Annotated in this window: 16 protein-coding genes; 12 read left to right on the top strand and 4 right to left on the bottom strand. The window is 66.3% G+C overall.

Annotated features, from left to right (window positions below; all coding sequences use genetic code 11):
• The first annotated feature begins 14 nt into the window (after positions 1 to 14).
• On the top strand, positions 15 to 1,430 hold the full coding sequence (xylB, locus tag QMK31_RS16665; protein WP_283502069.1) for a xylulokinase: 1,416 nt from the start codon (positions 15 to 17) through the stop codon (positions 1,428 to 1,430).
• A 92-nt stretch (positions 1,431 to 1,522) separates the two neighbouring features.
• Here the strand turns inward: xylB and QMK31_RS16660 are convergent, their stop codons facing one another.
• From QMK31_RS16660 to QMK31_RS16650, 3 genes are all read right to left on the bottom strand, one after another.
• Positions 1,523 to 2,647: a hypothetical protein gene (locus QMK31_RS16660; RefSeq protein ID WP_283502068.1), complete on the bottom strand. Its 1,125-nt coding sequence runs from the start codon at positions 2,645 to 2,647 to the stop codon at positions 1,523 to 1,525.
• 103 nt (positions 2,648 to 2,750) lie between these two features.
• Positions 2,751 to 2,942 (bottom strand): CstA-like transporter-associated (seleno)protein, encoded by a 192-nt coding sequence (locus QMK31_RS16655; protein ID WP_283502148.1) that lies wholly within the window; start codon positions 2,940 to 2,942, stop codon positions 2,751 to 2,753.
• 38 nt (positions 2,943 to 2,980) lie between these two features.
• Complete coding sequence (locus QMK31_RS16650) at positions 2,981 to 5,266, bottom strand: carbon starvation CstA family protein (RefSeq protein ID WP_283502067.1); 2,286 nt, start codon at positions 5,264 to 5,266, stop codon at positions 2,981 to 2,983.
• A gap of 174 nt (positions 5,267 to 5,440) precedes the next feature.
• On the opposite strand from QMK31_RS16650, the gene QMK31_RS16645 reads away from it, so the two are divergent.
• The 3 genes from QMK31_RS16645 to QMK31_RS16635 are packed head-to-tail and all read left to right on the top strand — an operon-like array spanning position 5,441 to position 7,462.
• Positions 5,441 to 6,826, top strand: coding sequence for a glycine--tRNA ligase (locus tag QMK31_RS16645; protein WP_283502066.1), 1,386 nt, complete (start codon positions 5,441 to 5,443; stop codon positions 6,824 to 6,826).
• 13 nt (positions 6,827 to 6,839) lie between these two features.
• Positions 6,840 to 7,250: an alcohol dehydrogenase catalytic domain-containing protein gene (locus QMK31_RS16640; protein WP_283502065.1), complete on the top strand. Its 411-nt coding sequence runs from the start codon at positions 6,840 to 6,842 to the stop codon at positions 7,248 to 7,250.
• Entirely contained in the window at positions 7,139 to 7,462 is a 324-nt protein-coding gene (locus tag QMK31_RS16635) for an MDR/zinc-dependent alcohol dehydrogenase-like family protein (RefSeq protein WP_283502154.1), read from the top strand. Before QMK31_RS16640 ends, QMK31_RS16635 begins: the two co-directional genes overlap by 112 nt.
• Positions 7,463 to 7,609: 147 nt before the next feature.
• On the opposite strand, the gene QMK31_RS16630 is transcribed toward QMK31_RS16635, so the two are convergent.
• Complete coding sequence (locus tag QMK31_RS16630) at positions 7,610 to 8,977, bottom strand: glutamyl-tRNA reductase (protein ID WP_283502064.1); 1,368 nt, start codon at positions 8,975 to 8,977, stop codon at positions 7,610 to 7,612.
• Between the two features lie 51 nt (positions 8,978 to 9,028).
• Here QMK31_RS16630 and hemE point away from each other — a divergent pair, with 51 nt between their 5' ends.
• The 8 genes from hemE (at position 9,029) to hemC (ending at position 16,021) form a co-directional block, all read left to right on the top strand.
• Complete coding sequence (hemE, locus tag QMK31_RS16625) at positions 9,029 to 10,171, top strand: uroporphyrinogen decarboxylase (protein ID WP_502853449.1); 1,143 nt, start codon at positions 9,029 to 9,031, stop codon at positions 10,169 to 10,171.
• Positions 10,172 to 10,181: 10 nt separating this feature from the next.
• Positions 10,182 to 11,741: a protoporphyrinogen/coproporphyrinogen oxidase gene (locus tag QMK31_RS16620; RefSeq protein WP_283502063.1), complete on the top strand. Its 1,560-nt coding sequence runs from the start codon at positions 10,182 to 10,184 to the stop codon at positions 11,739 to 11,741.
• Positions 11,742 to 12,001: 260 nt separating this feature from the next.
• The gene (locus QMK31_RS16615; protein WP_283502062.1) at positions 12,002 to 12,373 is read left to right on the top strand and encodes a hypothetical protein; all 372 of its coding nucleotides are present in this window, start codon (positions 12,002 to 12,004) and stop codon (positions 12,371 to 12,373) included.
• 62 nt (positions 12,374 to 12,435) lie between these two features.
• Positions 12,436 to 12,855, top strand: coding sequence for a phage holin family protein (locus tag QMK31_RS16610; protein ID WP_283502061.1), 420 nt, complete (start codon positions 12,436 to 12,438; stop codon positions 12,853 to 12,855).
• Positions 12,842 to 13,123 (top strand): hypothetical protein, encoded by a 282-nt coding sequence (locus tag QMK31_RS16605; protein ID WP_283502060.1) that lies wholly within the window; start codon positions 12,842 to 12,844, stop codon positions 13,121 to 13,123. The genes QMK31_RS16610 and QMK31_RS16605 overlap by 14 nt, the downstream gene beginning before the upstream one ends.
• A 71-nt stretch (positions 13,124 to 13,194) precedes the next feature.
• Positions 13,195 to 13,947, top strand: a complete 753-nt coding sequence (gene hemQ, locus QMK31_RS16600) for a hydrogen peroxide-dependent heme synthase (RefSeq protein WP_283502059.1) — start codon at positions 13,195 to 13,197, stop codon at positions 13,945 to 13,947.
• Positions 13,947 to 15,071 (top strand): ferrochelatase, encoded by a 1,125-nt coding sequence (locus tag QMK31_RS16595; RefSeq protein ID WP_283502058.1) that lies wholly within the window; start codon positions 13,947 to 13,949, stop codon positions 15,069 to 15,071. Before hemQ ends, QMK31_RS16595 begins: the two co-directional genes overlap by 1 nt.
• Positions 15,068 to 16,021: a hydroxymethylbilane synthase gene (gene hemC, locus QMK31_RS16590; RefSeq protein WP_283502057.1), complete on the top strand. Its 954-nt coding sequence runs from the start codon at positions 15,068 to 15,070 to the stop codon at positions 16,019 to 16,021. The genes QMK31_RS16595 and hemC overlap by 4 nt, the downstream gene beginning before the upstream one ends.

Below are 16,021 nucleotides of genomic sequence, written 5' to 3'. Positions count from 1 at the left end.
GGGTTTCAAAGGAGATGCCGTTGGCACTGAATCGTCGTGTGGTTGCCGGAGTCGATTCCTCGACCCAGAGTTGCAAGGTCGTGAGCGTCGACGCGGACACCGGTGAGTTGTTGCAGCTGCGCAGCGCACCCCATCCCGACGGCACGAGCGTCGACCCGCAGCGCTGGTGGGAGGCGTTCGAGCAAGCCGGAGGTGGCGCATCCGCTGCGGGGGCAGACGGCGTGCTCGCCCTCGGTGTGAGTGCGCAGCAGCACGGGATGGTGGCTCTGGACGCCGCCGGTGCGCCCGTACACGACGCCCTGCTCTGGAACGACGTGCGCAGCGCCCCGCAGGCAGCCGCGCTCACCGAGCAGTACGGCGCGATGATGTGGGCCGAGGAGGTCGGCGTCGTACCGGTCGCCTCGTTCACCATCACGAAACTGGCCTGGCTGCACGAGAACCGGCCAGACCTCGCCGCGCGGGTTGAGCAGGTGCTGCTGCCGCACGACTGGCTCACCTGGAACATTCTCGGCAGGCCCACCGAAACCACAACGGACCGCAGCGACGCCTCTGGCACCGGATATTTCTCGGTGCACAGCAACGAGTATCGGCTCGATCTGCTCGAGGCCGCGCTCGGCCGCGCCGCCCGGGTGCCGCGCGTGCTCGGCCCGTCGGACCGGGCCGGGGTGACGCCCAATGCTGTGATTGTGTCGGCCGGGGCCGGCGACAACGCTGCGGCGGCGCTCGGACTCGGCGCCGCGGAGGGCGACGTGGTCGTCTCGATCGGCACGAGCGGCACCGTGTTCGCGAGCACCACGGCTCGCATAACGGATGCCTCCGGCAGCGTTGCCGGGTTCGCCGACGCGGCGGGCGGTCAACTTCCCCTCATCGCGACCATCAACGGTGCCCGCACGCTCGTGGCCACGGCCCGCATGCTCGATGTCGATATCGAGCGCTTCGGCGCCCTCGCGCTGTCGGCTCCGATCGACGCGGAGGGGCTGCTCATGCTGCCCTACCTCGACGGTGAGCGCACGCCAAACCTGCCGCACGCTACCGGGTCACTGACCGGCATGCGCCGGGCCAATATGCGCCCCGAAAACCTGGCCCAGGCATCCGTTTTAGGCCTGGTCTGCAGCCTCGCCGATGCGCTCGACTCGCTGCGCAGCCAGGGTGTGCCGGTGAAGCAGGTCATCCTGATCGGCGGCGGCTCGCAGTCGCCCGCCGTGCAGAAAATTGCCGCGGATGTCTTTGGGGTGCCGGTCGTTCTGCCTGCCCCCGGCGAATACGTGGCCCTGGGCGCTGCCCGGCAGGCAGCTTGGGCGCTTGATGGAAGCTTTCCCGAGTGGAAGCGAGAGATCGCGACCGAACTCGAGCCCTCGAACGCCCGCGACTGGGCCACCGACGTGCGGGCGCACTACGCGAGCCAGCGCGCCCTGATCTACGGGGTCTGAAGTCGAGCCGAGCCGTCGAGCCAGCCCGTCGAGCCGTGAGTTTCAACTCCGTTTGGTCGGTTCAACACCGCAACACTCACGGCTCGGCGAGCTCAGGGGTACCCGATGAACCAGAGCAGCACGATCGCTGCGGGCTGCAGGGCGATGGATGCTGCGAGCAGGGTGCGTCGCAGCCGCTTCGACCGGGCGATCGCCGGGTCGCCGAGCAGCGGGGCGAGCGGCATGAGCAGTCGCAACAGGCTCTGTTGCGGCAGAAAGACGGCTACCAGGTAAAGGCCATAGCTGGCCGAGTACCACACGACTTCCGGCCGAAGCGGATGCAGCGCTCGGCGCGACAACCACCACGCAAAGCTCGCCGCAAGCACGAGCACGATCACAATTCCGGCCACGCCCAGATATTTTCCGGCCATCAGAAACCAGGGGGTGAGCGGCACGAATTCGACTCGGCCGACAAAACCGGTCCACCACGACAACTCGGTCAGTAGATAGGCGTCGTGCACTCCAGTGACAAAGCCCGCAACGAGTGGCCAGGCCAGCCCGGCCGCGGCGATGGTCAGCCCAGCGGCCACGATGGCGAAGCGCTCTCGCCAGGCAAACCGGTCACCCTCACGCCAGCGCACCAGGAGCAGGATCGCCAGGGCCAACGACAGGGCGAGCACCCCCGGGCGGGTAAAGGCTGCCAGCACGGCGACCGGAATCATCACAAGGTAGCGCCGCTCCATCATGAGGGCGAGGCTCACGAAGACCAGGAACAGAAACAGGCTTTCGGCGTAAGCCACCTGCAGAATGAACGACAGGGGCCCGAAACAGAACAGTGCGACCGCCCACAGGGCCGAGCGTGCGCCCACCTTCGGGGCCAGCAACCGGTAGAGCGCGAGTGTTGCCAACGCGCCAAAAAGAGTTGCTACCAGCACGCCGGCAACGTAGAAATCGAGTCCGGTGACAAAAGAAACCCCGCGCACGACCCCGGGAAAGACCGGAAGAAAGGCCCAGGCGTTCGGCTCCACGTTGCCAGCGGCATCCATTGAAAGGTTGGTCGGGTAACCGGTCAGAGCGATCTGCCGGTAAAACGAGCTGTCCCACGAGCCCGAGAAGGTGAAGAAGTTGGGGTTGCTCCGGTAGCTGGCGAAGGTCCAATCGGCGCGCGTGGCGACGGTGAACAGGGTGCCGAGCAGCGTCGTGGTGAGCACCCGAGACGCCGCCCAGATCAGCAGCACAAGGCCCCACGCCGGGAGCCGGCCAAGAACTGACGTCAGTCGCAAGGGCCGCGAGCGGGGCCGCGTTATTCTGCCCCCACTCGTCATCTCCCCAGATTAGCCGCTAGCAGCAGCGCCCCTGCGGGTTCTTATCCTGGCGGTCGGTCTGGTCGCGCCAGAACTCACGCTCCGTCATCAGCGGATGCGCAGCATCCGTTTCGCAACTCTCGTGGTGCAGTACATATTTGTCGTAGGCGTCTTCGCCCATGAGGGCGCGCACCCACCAGCGAACGCGTCGGGCACGCTCGCCCAGCATCAAGCGAAAACCCGCTCCACCACCGACCGACACCGTCATCAGTGGCCGGTTTTCTTCGGGCGCTTGGCCACCGGCACGGCATCCCACTGGGCCTGCACGATCTTTTCGGGCGGGGTCAGCAGAAACCCGGCGGGAGCAAAGATCTCGGACTGAACGGCGGCATCTTCACTCGTAGCATTCGAGTGCTTGCGATAGGCACGGATGGTGGCGTGGATCGTGGTGATGATCACGATGATGGTCAGCACCACGAAGACGATCGACAGCAGGCCCTGCACCATGGTGTTGCGCACCACGGCCTCCATGGCTTCAACCGATGGAGCCGTGCCGAAGCTGGTTTTGCCGTCGGCCAGGGCTGCCGAGAACGCCCGGTTCTGCGCGAAGTAGCCAATTCCCGGAACGGTCGAGAAGATCTTGAGAAACGAGGCGTAGATGGTGATGACGGATGCGAAACCCAGCGGCAGCGCCACCACCCACAGGTATTTGAAGAGACCGCGCTTGGCGATGATGGCCATACACACCGCGAGGGCGATGGCGGCGAGCAACTGGTTGGCGATGCCGAAGAGCGGGAACAGCGTATTGATTCCGCCGAGCGGGTCGGTCACGCCCATGATGAGCACGGCGCCCCAGGCCGCCACCATGATCGCGGTGGCCACCCAGGCTCCCGGACGCCACGAGGTCTCCTTGAACTTGGGAAAGAAGTTGCCGAGGCTGTCCTGCATCATGAACCGCGCAACGCGGGTGCCGGCATCCACTGCGGTGAGAATGAACAGGGCCTCAAACATAATGGCGAAGTGATACCAGAAACTCATCATGGCGGGGCCGCCGACAAGCTGCTGCATGATGTGCGCGAGCCCCACCGCGAGGGTCGGTGCGCCGCCGGTGCGCGAGACAACGGTGGCCTCTCCCACGTCTTTAGCCGTCTGGGCGAGCAGCTCGGTGTTTATGTTGACGCCGGTCATTCCGAGGCCGTTGACGAATGCGACGGCGCCTTCAATGGTGCCGCCGGTGAGGGCAGCGGGGGAGTTCATGGCAAAGTACAGGCCGCGGTCGATTGACAGCGCGGCAACGAGAGCCATGATCGCCACGAACGATTCCATGAGCATTCCGCCGTAGCCGATGAAGCGGGTTTGGCGTTCCTTCTGGATGAGTTTGGGGGTGGTCCCCGAGGCGATCAGTGCGTGGAACCCGCTGAGGGCGCCGCAGGCGATGGTGACGAAGAGAAACGGAAACAGGTTTCCGCTGACAACCGGGCCGGCGCCATTGGTGGCGAATTCGCTCACGGCCGGGGCGGTGATCTCGGGGCGGATGATGATGATCGCTACGGCGAGCATGCCGATGGTTCCGACCTTCATAAAGGTGGAGAGATAGTCCCGAGGTGCCAGCAGCAGCCAGACCGGCAGTATGGCGGCGATGAAACCGTAAATGATGATGCCCCACGCGATGGTGACCTTGTCGAGGGTGAACAGCGCCGTGCCCCATTCGGTGCCGGCAACAGCGCCGCCGCCGATGATGGCCGCCAGCAGCAGCACAAAACCGATAATCGAAATCTCGGTAATCTTGCCCGGCCGAAAGAACCGCAGGTAGCAACCCATGAACAGGGCAATGGGAATGGTCATACCAACCGAGAAGACGCCCCACGGGCTTTCGGCGAGGGCGTTGGTGACGACGAGGGCGAGGATGGCCACGATGATGACCATGATCACCAGGGTCGCGATCAGGGCGGCGGTTCCACCGATCACGCCGAGTTCGTCACGGGCCATCTGGCCGAGGGAACGGCCGCCGCGGCGCATGGAGAAATACAGCACCAGGTAGTCCTGCACGGCGCCGGCGAAGACGACTCCCACAATGATCCAGATGGTGCCGGGGAGAAAGCCCATCTGGGCGGCCAGAACAGGGCCGACGAGCGGACCAGCACCGGCAATGGCGGCAAAGTGGTGGCCGAACAACACGCGACGATCGGTCGCGGCGAAATCCTTGCCGTCGGCCTTGTACTCGGCGGGGGTGGCCCGACGATCATCGGGCTTCAGCAGGTGCTTCTCGATGTACTTGGAGTAGAAGCGGTACCCGATGAGATAGGTACAAATGGCGGCGAAGACGAACCAGATGGCGTTGACTGTCTCGCCGCGCACCACGGCGAGCATGACCCAGCTGAGCCCGCCGAGCAGGGAAATTACCGCCCAGATGGCGATCTTCATCGGTGTCCACTTGCGATCATGGGCCTCGAGCTCATCGGGATCGACCGCCACGGCCAAATCGTGCGGAGCCCGTTGCAGAGCTTGCGGCTCTTCAGAAATGCCCTTGCTCATACTGGACTTGGCGCCCATGTCTCCCCCTTGAGAAGCTTGCGTGTAATAAAAAATGCGCATCCTCACGTTACCCCCAGACCGGCTTGGGGGCGCGCAATGCGGGCGAGTCGGAAAATTCGCGCCCGACAGAGCGCGTAAAATGGGTATTTCGGGCATTCGCCCCTCTCTGCGCCTTCGACCATTGGAGCCACCGTGGCCGCACCCACCCATCTTGATGCCGTTATCGCCCTCGCCCGCCACCGCGGATTTGTCTTTCAGGCCGGTGAGATCTACGGCGGATCCCGCTCCGCCTGGGACTACGGGCCCCTCGGCGTTGAGCTCAAAGAAAACATCAAGAAGCAGTGGTGGCGCTCAATGGTCACCAGCCGCGACGACGTGGTGGGCCTGGACTCGAGCGTTATTTTGCCGCGCCAGGTCTGGGAAGCATCCGGTCACGTTGAGGTTTTCAGTGACCCGCTGATTGAGTGCACCAGCTGCCACAAGCGTTTTCGCGCCGACCACCTCGAAGAGCAGTATGAGGAGAAGAAGGGGCGCCCACCGGAGAACGGTCTCGATGACATCGCCTGCCCCAACTGCGGCAACCGCCACATCTGGACCGAACCGCGCGCCTTCTCCGGCCTGCTGAAGACCTACCTGGGCCCGGTCGATGACGAGGCCGGCATGCACTACCTGCGCCCCGAAACCGCGCAGGGAATCTTCGTCAACTTCGCCAACGTGCTGCAGGCCTCCCGCTCGAAGCCGCCGTTTGGCATCGGCCAGATCGGCAAGAGCTTTCGCAACGAGATCACGCCGGGCAACTTCATCTTTCGCACCCGCGAGTTCGAGCAGATGGAGATGGAATTCTTCGTCGAGCCCGGCACCGACGAGACCTGGCACCAGTACTGGATCGACACCCGCATGAAGTGGTACACCGACCTTGGCATCAACCCCGAGAACCTGCGCCTGTTCGAGCACCCGGCCGAGAAACTCTCGCACTACTCCAAGCGCACGGTGGACATCGAGTACCGTTTCGGCTTCACCGGCACCGAATTCGGTGAGCTGGAGGGGGTGGCGAACCGTGGCGACTTTGACCTGTCAACGCACGCCAAGGCATCCGGCAAGGACCTGTCCTACTTCGACCAGACCAAAAACGAGCGCTGGACACCCTGGGTTATCGAGCCGGCCGCCGGCCTCACCCGTTCGCTGATGGCCTTCTTGGTCGACGCCTATGTCGAAGAGGAGGTGCCGAACGCCAAGGGCGGCGTTGACAAGCGCACCGTACTCAAGCTCGACCCGCGTCTGTCGCCGGTGAAGGCCGCAATTTTGCCCCTGTCCCGCAACGAAAAGCTGTCACCGATGGCGCGCGAGCTCGCCGCCACCCTGCGCCAGCTCTGGAACGTGGACTTCGACGACGCCGGCGCCATCGGTCGTCGCTACCGTCGGCAGGACGAGATCGGCACGCCATACTGCATCACCGTGGACTTCGACTCGCTCGATGACCAGGCCGTTACCGTGCGCGACCGCGACACCATGGCGCAGGAACGCGTGCCGCTGAGTGAGCTGGAGGCCTACCTGGCCGTGCGCCTCCGCGGCGCGTAGCGGCTAGAAACGGATGCTGCGGCGCCGGCCGCGGGCCGGCCCGCGGCCGGCTTTATCGTGCGTGTGGAGGCCACCGTCCTTCTGCCGCAGCGACTGGCACGGCTGGCTCGGCCACGACGCCGATATCGCGCTGCCGCACGTTCGCGGGCACGAACTGGTCGGCGTGATCGATGCGGTCGGGCCGCTCGTGCGTCGGTTCCGAGTGGGCCAGCGGGCGACCGTGCCGTTCGTCTGCGCCTGCGGAGAGTGGGCGGAGTGCGACGTGGGTAACGGGCAGGTCTGCCGCAACCAGACCCAGCCCGGGAAAACACCGTGGCCATCGCCATCGCCATCGCCATCGCCATCCGCTCGCTGGCCACCCGCGGGCGGCACGTGCAGATTCGCCTGTTGGCCGCCGACCCGCGCCTGCCGCTGGGAACGGTGATCGCGCGCGAACTAACCGTGCTCGGCAGCCACGGCATGCCCGCCCACGACTACGCGGCGCTACTCGACCTTGTCTTGACCGGCCGACTGCGTCCCGCAGAGCTGATCAGCCGCCGAATCACCCTGGCCGAAGCGCCAGCGGCTCTGGCCGCGATGTCTACTCCCGGCGCTTCGGCCGGCGTCACCCTGATCGAACTCACCCACCCACTTTGAGCCTGTTCTCCCGCCAGGCGTGGCTAATTCAGGAAATGCGAGCTAACGGACGCTGCGGGTGCGCTATTTCCAGGGTTGGGCAGCGGATGACCGGGTCGATTTCCTGAATTAGCTACAGGCATCGAACCGTGATGGTCGCCGGATGGGCTAGGACGCCAGCGAGCCGGCGCCATCCGCTGCACCTGCGGCTGGCAGGGTGATATCGATGCCGAACAGGGCGTCGAGCCCCCCGAGGTAGGCGTCTTGCGCTCCGGCGCGGGCGAGGTCGCGGGCGCGCACCATGGGGGTGTGGAGCAGTACGCCGGCCAGGTGACGCAGGGCCGACTCGGTGGCTTCGCTCGAGTCGCCGCGGCTGCGTGCCCGGGCGATTTCGGCGTCGCGCAGCTCGAACACGTAGCTGCGCAGGGCGACCACGGCCGGGGTGAGGCTCTGCTCTTCGGCTACGTCGGAGAATTTGCGGGCGGCCCTGCCGACGATCTCGCGGGCTTCGGTCGTGGCGTTGAGCTCTTCGAGCGGGGCGTGGATGCTGATGGTCTCGAGGTCGAGCAGTTCGACACCGGGAACGAGGGTCACATCGGGAGCCACGTTTCGGGGCAGCCCGAGGTCGATGATGAGTTGCGGCGGTGCTTCGGGGCCGGAGTCGGCCGGGCAGAGTCGAGCTGGGGCCTCGGCGGTGGCGCCGGCGATCGCGAACGGGTCCGTGCCGATTTCGGCACGACCGCGGGTGATCAGGGCGGCGTCGATGACGTGGTCGTCGCGCAGGGTGCAGGTGACGACAACATCGGCGCGCGCGACCTCGGCGGCGAAATCCTCGGTCGGAACGGCGTCGATGCTGTGGGAGGTGGCGAATCCGACGGCGCGACCGGACGGTGAATAGACGCGCACGTTCTCGGCTCCGCGGTCGCGCAGGGCGGCGAGCGAGGCGCCCGCGTAGCGACCGGTACCAACCAGCAGGATGCGGGCGCTCGACCAGTCGCTGACCCGGCTCTCGGCCAGTTCGAGGGCGAGGCGCACGATCGAGCGGCCGGCCGAGCCGATTCCGGTGCGGTTCTTCACGCCGCGAGAGGTCTGAGAGGCCCGTTGAAACAGGCGCTCGAGTTCGGGGCTCGTGGTGCCGTCGGCGCGAGCCTGCTCGAGGGCACGGCGCACCTGACCGGCGATTTCGACCTCACCGACGACGACCGATTCGAGCCCGCTGGTCACGGCGAAGAGGTGCTCGGCGACACCGTTGCCGTGCACGAGGGTGAGATTGTCGCGCAGAATATCGGCGTCGAGCCCGCTGCTGGCGCTCACGGCCTCAATGGCGGCGTAGACGGCGGGAAGCGGAGACACGCCGTACGGCTCAGCCAGATCGAGGTAGGCCTCGAATCGGTTGCAGGTCGCGACGACGACGGCGCCGCTGAGCGGCCCGTGCTGCTCGACCATGCGAATGGCCGATGACCCTCCGCCCACAGACAATTTCTCCAGCACATCGAAGGTGGAGTTTTTGTGACTGGCGGACAGAAGAATGAGCACTAGATGATTCTACGACTTCTTGCTGTACCATCACGTCGCGCAGGGTCAGGGATGTTTGAGAGAATGGGCGAGATGATCCTCGACGCGCAGCATCCACTCTCCTCCGGCCTCACCGCCGATTCCCGCCTGATCCAGGCCTACCAGGGCACCCGGCCCGCCGTGACGCCGGTGTGGTTCATGAGGCAGGCCGGTCGATCACTGCCCGAATACCGCGAGTTGCGGGTGGGAACGCGCATGCTCGACGTGTGCCTTGACCCCGAATTGGCCAGCGAAATCTCGTTGCAGCCGGTGCGTCGCCACAATGTCGATGCCGGAATCTTCTTCAGCGACATCGTCGTTCCGCTCAAGCTCGTCGGTGTCGACGTGTCGATCGTGGCCGGCAAGGGTCCCGTTCTGGGCAAGGCGGTACGCACCGCAGCGGATGTCGACGAGCTCACCTCTCTCGACCCCGCCCTGCTCGAAACGACCCTCGCCCCAATCAGCGCCGCCGTCGAGCTCGCGGTCGCCCAGCTCGGATCGACCCCGCTGATCGGCTTCGCCGGCGCCCCGTTCACCCTCGCCGCGTACCTGGTCGAGGGCGGGCCGTCGAAGGATCACATCCACGCGCGAACGCTCATGCACTCTGAGCCCGAGGCCTGGGCGAAGCTCATGGCCTGGACCGCCGACGTCACCGGCCGGTTCCTGCGGGCGCAGGTGCTTGCCGGCGCCAGCGCCGCCCAACTGTTCGACTCTTGGGCCGGAGCGCTCTCGCTGGCCGACTATGCGGCATCCGTTGCCCCGGCCTCGGCCGCGGCGATCGCCCACGTGCGCGACCTGACCTACCGCGTGCCTGGCGCTGACGAAGAACAAACCGACCGCAACGTGCCAATCGTGCACTTCGGTGTGGGAACGGGCGAACTGCTCAAAGAAATGCACAACATCGGTGCCGACGTCGTGGGCGTCGACTACCGGGTGCCGCTCGACGAGGCCAACCGTCGGCTCGGCGGCGCCGTTCCGGTACAGGGCAACGTCGACCCGGCCCTGCTTGCAGCACCCTGGCCCGTGCTCGAAGCGCACGTGCGCGACGTGCTCGAACGTGGACGCACCGCACCGGCCCACGTACTCAATCTCGGCCACGGTGTTCCGCCGGGCACCGACCCCGATGTGCTGACTCGCCTGGTCGGCCTTGTGCACGACGTGAGCGCGGCCGAATAGGAGCAGCAACATGACCACACCGATCGATGTTCTCGTCATTGGCGGTGGCGTGGCCGGCATGGTGGCCGCCCGCGAATGCGCCCAGGTGGGGCTCAGCGTCACCATTATCGAGGCAACGGATGCCGTGGGCGGCCCGGTCGCCGGCCACGTTCTCGACGGGCTCAGCCTCGACAGCGGTGCCGAGAGTTTCGCGGTGCGCGGCGGCACCGTGGCCGCCTTCATCGAAGATCTCGGCCTCACCGACCAGGTCGTCGCGCCCAACGTAGCCGGGGCATGGCTGCACCTGCCAGCCCTCCCATCCCGTTCACGGCGCTCAGGAACGGATGCCGCGGTGAGCGTTCCGCTGCCCAAGGCCGGCGTTCTCGGCATTCCCGGATCGCCGCTCGCCGACGACGTGCGCCGGGTCATCGGCTGGAGCGGCTCGCTGCGCGCCTACCTCGACCGGCTCATGCCCGTACTCACCATCGGCCGCGAGCACAGCCTCGGCGAACTCGTGAAGAAGCGCATGGGAGCGCGTGTGCTCGACCGCCTCGTCGAACCGGTCGCCTCCGGCGTCTACACGACCAGCGCCGTCGACCTCGAGATCGACGTCGTCGCCCCCGGACTCAACCGTGCCCTCACCACCGCCGGATCGCTCTCCGGCGCCGTCTCTGCCCTGCGCGCCGGCGCCCCGGCCGGCTCCAACGTTGGCGGACTGCTCGGCGGCATGGCCAGCCTGCCCGCCGCACTCGTAGCCGCCCTTGACCGCCACAACGTGACCATTCTGACCTCGACCACGGCCGAAACCCTAGCCCGATCCGGCACGGACGACGCGCCCACCTGGAGCGTCACGGTCACCCGACCAGCGGAAGCCGACCCCGTCGACTCCGACCCCACTGTGCCCGCAACTGCAGCGCCTTCCGACGCAGCGCCCGCCACGGCAACCCTCACGGCCCGGTACGTGATCGTCGCAACCCAGGGCGCGCAGGCCCTGCGACTGGTCAATCCGCTCGGCGCCCAGTTCGACGCGCTTGCCGAACTCGACTGGCCGGCCCCGACCGCCGTCACGCTCACCTCGCTCGTGCTCGACGCGCCCGCCCTCGACGCCCATCCGCGCGGAACCGGCGTGCTCGTCGCCATCGACGCGCCCGATGTCACCGCCAAGGCCCTCACCCATGTCACCGCGAAGTGGGCCTGGGTGGCTCAGGCCGCCGGGCCCGGCCGCCACGTCGTGCGGCTCTCCTACGGTCGCGCCGGCCACCCCAACCCCACCGACGACCTCAGCGACGATGAGCTGCAGGCACTCGCGCTGCACGACGCGTCCGTTCTGCTCGGGGTGCCGCTGCCGGCGAGCAGCGTGCGCGCCTTCGCCCGCACCGAGTGGCGCGATGCCCTCTCGCCGGCGACGCTCGGGGCGCCCGAACGTGCGCAACGGGTGCGCGAAGCCGTCGCCCGGACCCCAGCGCTCGAGATCACCGGCGCCTGGCTCGCCGGAACCGGCCTCGCCTCGGTCATTCCGCACGCCCTCGAGGCCGGCGACCGCATTCGGCACGCCGCCCTCGGCCTCACCATCACCGCTCCCGACCTCTAGCGTGCATAACTGCGGAGATTCTTGAGGTGAACATCGAGATTAGGCAGCGGGGAGCCTGATTCGCCGTAGTCTCCGCAGTTCTGCACGCTACGCCGAGAAGAACGGCGCTCGGGATCCGGTTGAGCACGCGGCGCATCCCCAACCACGAAACTGTGCACTTCCTGTATTGATACGAGCACTTCGAGACATACCCGGCAGCACCAGAGACCGAAGCGGCGAACCGGGTTACTCTGGGGAGACCTTACGAGAGTGGAGACTCAATGCGCGGAAAGCTTCTGTTCATCACGGGCGGACTCGTCGGCTATGTGCTCGGTGCGCGTGCCGGCCGCAAACGTTACGACCAGATCGCTGCCGCCGCCAATGATCTGTGGAACGCCAAACCGGTGCAGCGCCGGGTGACCGAGGTGCGCGACGCCGCCCTTGAACTGGTCGGTGACGTTCCCACCACGCTCTTCAAGGCGGGCAAGAAGGCGGTCACCCAGGCTGCGGCGAAGAAGAAGCGAGCCGCCAGCAAAGCGGATGCGGCCACCACCCCGGCCACCACCGCCACAAGGCACCCGGCCGCCGCAAAGCCAAAGCCGAAGCCGAAGGCGAAGCCTGCAGCGAACGCCGACGACACGGCCGCGATCTAACCACGTACTCGTAGAATTCAGACCCCTGAAACACTGACACCCGAACGTAGGGAAGGCAATCCGTGACTAGCAGTGGATTCAACCCGAAGAGCAAACGCCCGTTGCTCGCCCTGATCGGGGAGCTGCCCGGCCAGATCAGCGCCCTCGTCAGAGCCGAACTCGACGCCTTCAAGGCCGAGTTCGCCACGAAGGCCAAAAACGTCGGGGTCGGTGCCGCCCTCTTCGTGGTGGCCGGCGCCATCCTCTTTTTCGCCCTCGGCGTGTTCGTCGCCCTCGCGGTGATCGCGCTGGCCCTGGTGCTGCCGCTCTGGCTGGCCACCCTCATCGTGGCGGTGGCACTTGTGCTCGTGGCCGTCATCCTCGTGCTGATCGGTGTGAATCGGGTGAAGGCGGCTACCAAACCCGACCCTGAGGGCGTACACGCGAGCATCCGTGCAGACGCAGATGCATTCAAGGGAGTTGGCGAATATGACCACAAATAGCAGCACTGAGATCGAAAAGCACGGTATCGGCGATCTGCGCTCCGAAGCGCGGCACGCACGCGCCGACCTTGCCTCGACGCTCGATGCGATCGAGTACAAGTTGAACCTGCCCAAGCAGCTGCGCATCAAACGACGTCGCCTGACCCACGCCCTGCGTCAGCTCGGCGAAGACAGCCCGGCCGCCTTGGTGGGCATAGCGCTCGGCGCGGCGACCGTGGTGGGCGTCATCGTCTGGTTCGGCGCTTCTGCGGTGGCCAGAAACCGCTAGCTTTCGGGCGGGTTCACAGGAACGGCAGCGCTCATTTTGGTACCGGGACCAATACGGAGCACACTAGAGCTATGACTCACCCGGCTGCCGGAGAGGCAGTACCCAGCGTTCAGCCCACCACCCCCACCGATCTCGAAGTACCCGCGGCTTCACCGCAAGGCTTCACTCTTTTCACCGTTCTGCGAAAAGATCCGCACAACCCCGATGACCTCGACGGCCGCGATGTTCCGCACGCCGTGAACGAGCTCGACGACGTTGTGTCCCTCATCGAAGCTGAGGGTGTCACCGTGCGCGGCTTCTACGATGTTTCCGGCCTCAAGGCCGACGCCGACGTCATGATCTGGACCCACGCTGACAACGCCGAGACCCTGCAGTGGGCCAATCGCGAACTGCGCCGCAGCCGCCTGCTCAAGAGCCTGCTGCCCACCTGGAATGCCATGGGCGTGCACCGCGACGCCGAGTTCAACAAGAGCCACGTCCCCGGTTTTCTGCGGGGGGTCGAGCCGAAGGCTTGGCTTACCATCTACCCCTTTGTGCGCAGCTTCGAGTGGTACCTGCTGCCGGAGGACGAGCGTAGCAAGATGCTGGCCGACCACGGTCGAAAGGGCGCCGCCTACCGTGGAGCCATCGCTAACACCGTCTCGGCCTTCGCCCTCGGCGATTACGAGTGGTTGCTGCCGATCGAGAGCGACGAACTCACCGAGCTCGTCGACCTGATGCGCGGCCTGCGCGACACCGAGGCCCGCCGCCATGTGCGCGAAGAGATTCCGTTCTTCACCGGACGACGCATTTCTACCGCAGAGCTCGTGGAGGTGTTGCAGTAGTGGCTCAGTACGACGCCGTACTGCTGGCCGGTTTCGGCGGTCCTGAAGGCCAGGACGACGTGATTCCGTTCCTCCGAAACGTCACCGGCGGTCGCGGTATTCCAGAGGAACGTCTCGAGGTCGTCGCCAAGCACTACCGCCATTACGGTGGCGTCAGCCCGATCAACGACCAGAACCGCGTGCTGAAAGCGGCCCTGCAGGTTGAACTGACCCGTCGTGGCATCGACCTGCCGGTCATCTGGGGCAACCGCAACTGGGCGCCATACCTGCGTGACACGATTTCCGAGGCCCACGAGGCTGGCCAGGACCGCCTGCTCGCGATCGCGACAAGTGCCTACAGCTCCTACAGCGGATGCCGCCAGTACCGAGAAGACTTCGCCGCGGCGCTCGCCGACAAGGGCCTGACCGGCACGGTGCACATCGACAAGATTCGCCAGTTCTTCGACCACCCCGGCTTCGTCAACCCGTTCATCGTGGGCGTGGCTCAGGGCCTGCAGGTGGTGCGACAGGCCGTCCCCGGCATCGACGTGGACACCGAGGTCGAGATCCTGTTCTCCACCCACTCGATCCCCATGACGGATGCCAACAAGAGCGGCCCGGCCGAACGTGGCTTCGGCGAGGGTGGTGCCTATGCAGCGCAGCACAACGCCGTAGCGCAGGTCATCATGGATTCCCTGGTTGAACCAGACGATGCCACCGCGAAACTGAAGACTCAGTGGCAGCTGGTCTACCAGTCCCGCAGCGGGCCGCCCAGCATGCCGTGGCTCGAACCCGACATCAACGACGCGATCGCCCTGCTGCCGGCCCGCGGCATCCGTGCCGTGATCATTGTGCCGCTCGGCTTCGTGAGCGACCACATGGAGGTCATGTGGGACCTCGACAACGAAGCGATGGAGACCAGCGAGAAGTTCGGCATCACAGCCGTGCGCGTGCCGACTCCCGGTGTGTCGCCCGACTTCGTGAGCGGCCTCGTCGACCTGATCGAGGAACGCCTCAACGACACCCCGGTTGAAGATCGACCGGCCACAACCACGCTCGGGCCCTGGTACGACGTGTGCCGCCCCGGCTGCTGCGAAAACGTGCGCCTCGGCTTCAAGCCGGCCGTCGCGGGAATGGCACCATGACCGTCATTCGCGTCGGCACCCGCGCGAGCGCCCTCGCGCTGGCACAGACCCAGACCATCGTCAACCGCATCGCGGCCTCTGCCGGCGTCGAGGTTAAAATCGTGCGCGTCACCACGCACGGCGACACGTCGACCGAGCCGCTCTCGAGCCTCGGCGGCACCGGAGTGTTCGCGAGCGCCCTGCGCGAGGCCCTGCTGAACGACGAGTGCGACGTCATCGTGCACTCCTTTAAAGACCTGCCGACCGAGAGCTACCCTGGCCTGCGTATCGGTGCGACACCTAAGCGAGCGGATGCCCGCGACGTGCTGTGCGCGCGCTCCGGCTTCACCCTGGACACCCTGCCAGAGGGGGCCCGCGTCGGCACGGGCTCGCCCCGCCGGGTCGCCCAGCTGCTCGAGCGTCGCCCCGACCTGACGATCGTGGATATTCGTGGCAACATCGACACCCGGGTAGGGCGTGTCGCCGAGGGCGACCTTGACGCCGTCGTGCTCGCCGCTGCCGGTCTCGGACGGCTTGGACGCCTCGATGCCGTCGCGACCGACTTTCTCGACCTGTCGGCCTGGCCGACGGCTCCCGGCCAGGGAGCGCTCGCGATCGAAGTGCGTGATGGCAAGCCCGATCGTCTGCTCGCCGTGGCGCTCGCCGCCATGAACCACGCCTCCACCCAGGCGACGACGACCGCCGAGCGCACCGTGCTGGCCCGCCTCGAGGCCGGCTGCGCCGCACCGATCGGTGCGACAGGGGTCGTTGACGATGGTTTGCTCTTTCTCACCGCGACCGTGTACAGCCCGGATGGCTCCCGCAAGGTCACCAGCTCGCATGCGGCGACACCGGATTCCCACTCCCCCCTCCATCTCACCGAAGCTGCGCTCGACGTGGCCGAACGAGTGTCCATAGATCTTCTGGCCGGCGGCGCGGCGGAGTTCTCTCCCCTGAAAGTGACGGAGTGA

This window comes from Cryobacterium sp. PH31-O1, assembly GCF_030063455.1.
Classification (GTDB): domain Bacteria; phylum Actinomycetota; class Actinomycetes; order Actinomycetales; family Microbacteriaceae; genus Cryobacterium.
The sequence above is the reverse complement of the archived record's forward strand: the minus strand, read 5'-3'. Positions and strand labels throughout refer to the sequence as shown.

Excerpts from the sequence above, each read along its gene's own strand:
- QMK31_RS16615 (WP_283502062.1), top strand. The coding sequence starts at position 12,002 with ATGCGCGGAAAGCTTCTGTTCATCACGGGCGGACTCGTCGGCTATGTG.
- QMK31_RS16605 (WP_283502060.1), top strand. The coding sequence starts at position 12,842 with ATGACCACAAATAGCAGCACTGAGATCGAAAAGCACGGTATCGGCGAT.
- QMK31_RS16655 (WP_283502148.1), bottom strand. The coding sequence starts at position 2,942 with ATGCTGGGCGAGCGTGCCCGACGCGTTCGCTGGTGGGTGCGCGCCCTC.
- QMK31_RS16620 (WP_283502063.1), top strand. The coding sequence starts at position 10,182 with ATGACCACACCGATCGATGTTCTCGTCATTGGCGGTGGCGTGGCCGGC.
- QMK31_RS16640 (WP_283502065.1), top strand. The coding sequence starts at position 6,840 with ATGCTGCGGCGCCGGCCGCGGGCCGGCCCGCGGCCGGCTTTATCGTGC.
- QMK31_RS16650 (WP_283502067.1), bottom strand. The coding sequence starts at position 5,266 with ATGGGCGCCAAGTCCAGTATGAGCAAGGGCATTTCTGAAGAGCCGCAA.
- hemQ (WP_283502059.1), top strand. The coding sequence starts at position 13,195 with ATGACTCACCCGGCTGCCGGAGAGGCAGTACCCAGCGTTCAGCCCACC.
- hemC (WP_283502057.1), top strand. The coding sequence starts at position 15,068 with ATGACCGTCATTCGCGTCGGCACCCGCGCGAGCGCCCTCGCGCTGGCA.
- hemE (WP_502853449.1), top strand. The coding sequence starts at position 9,029 with ATGTTTGAGAGAATGGGCGAGATGATCCTCGACGCGCAGCATCCACTC.
- xylB (WP_283502069.1), top strand. The coding sequence starts at position 15 with ATGCCGTTGGCACTGAATCGTCGTGTGGTTGCCGGAGTCGATTCCTCG.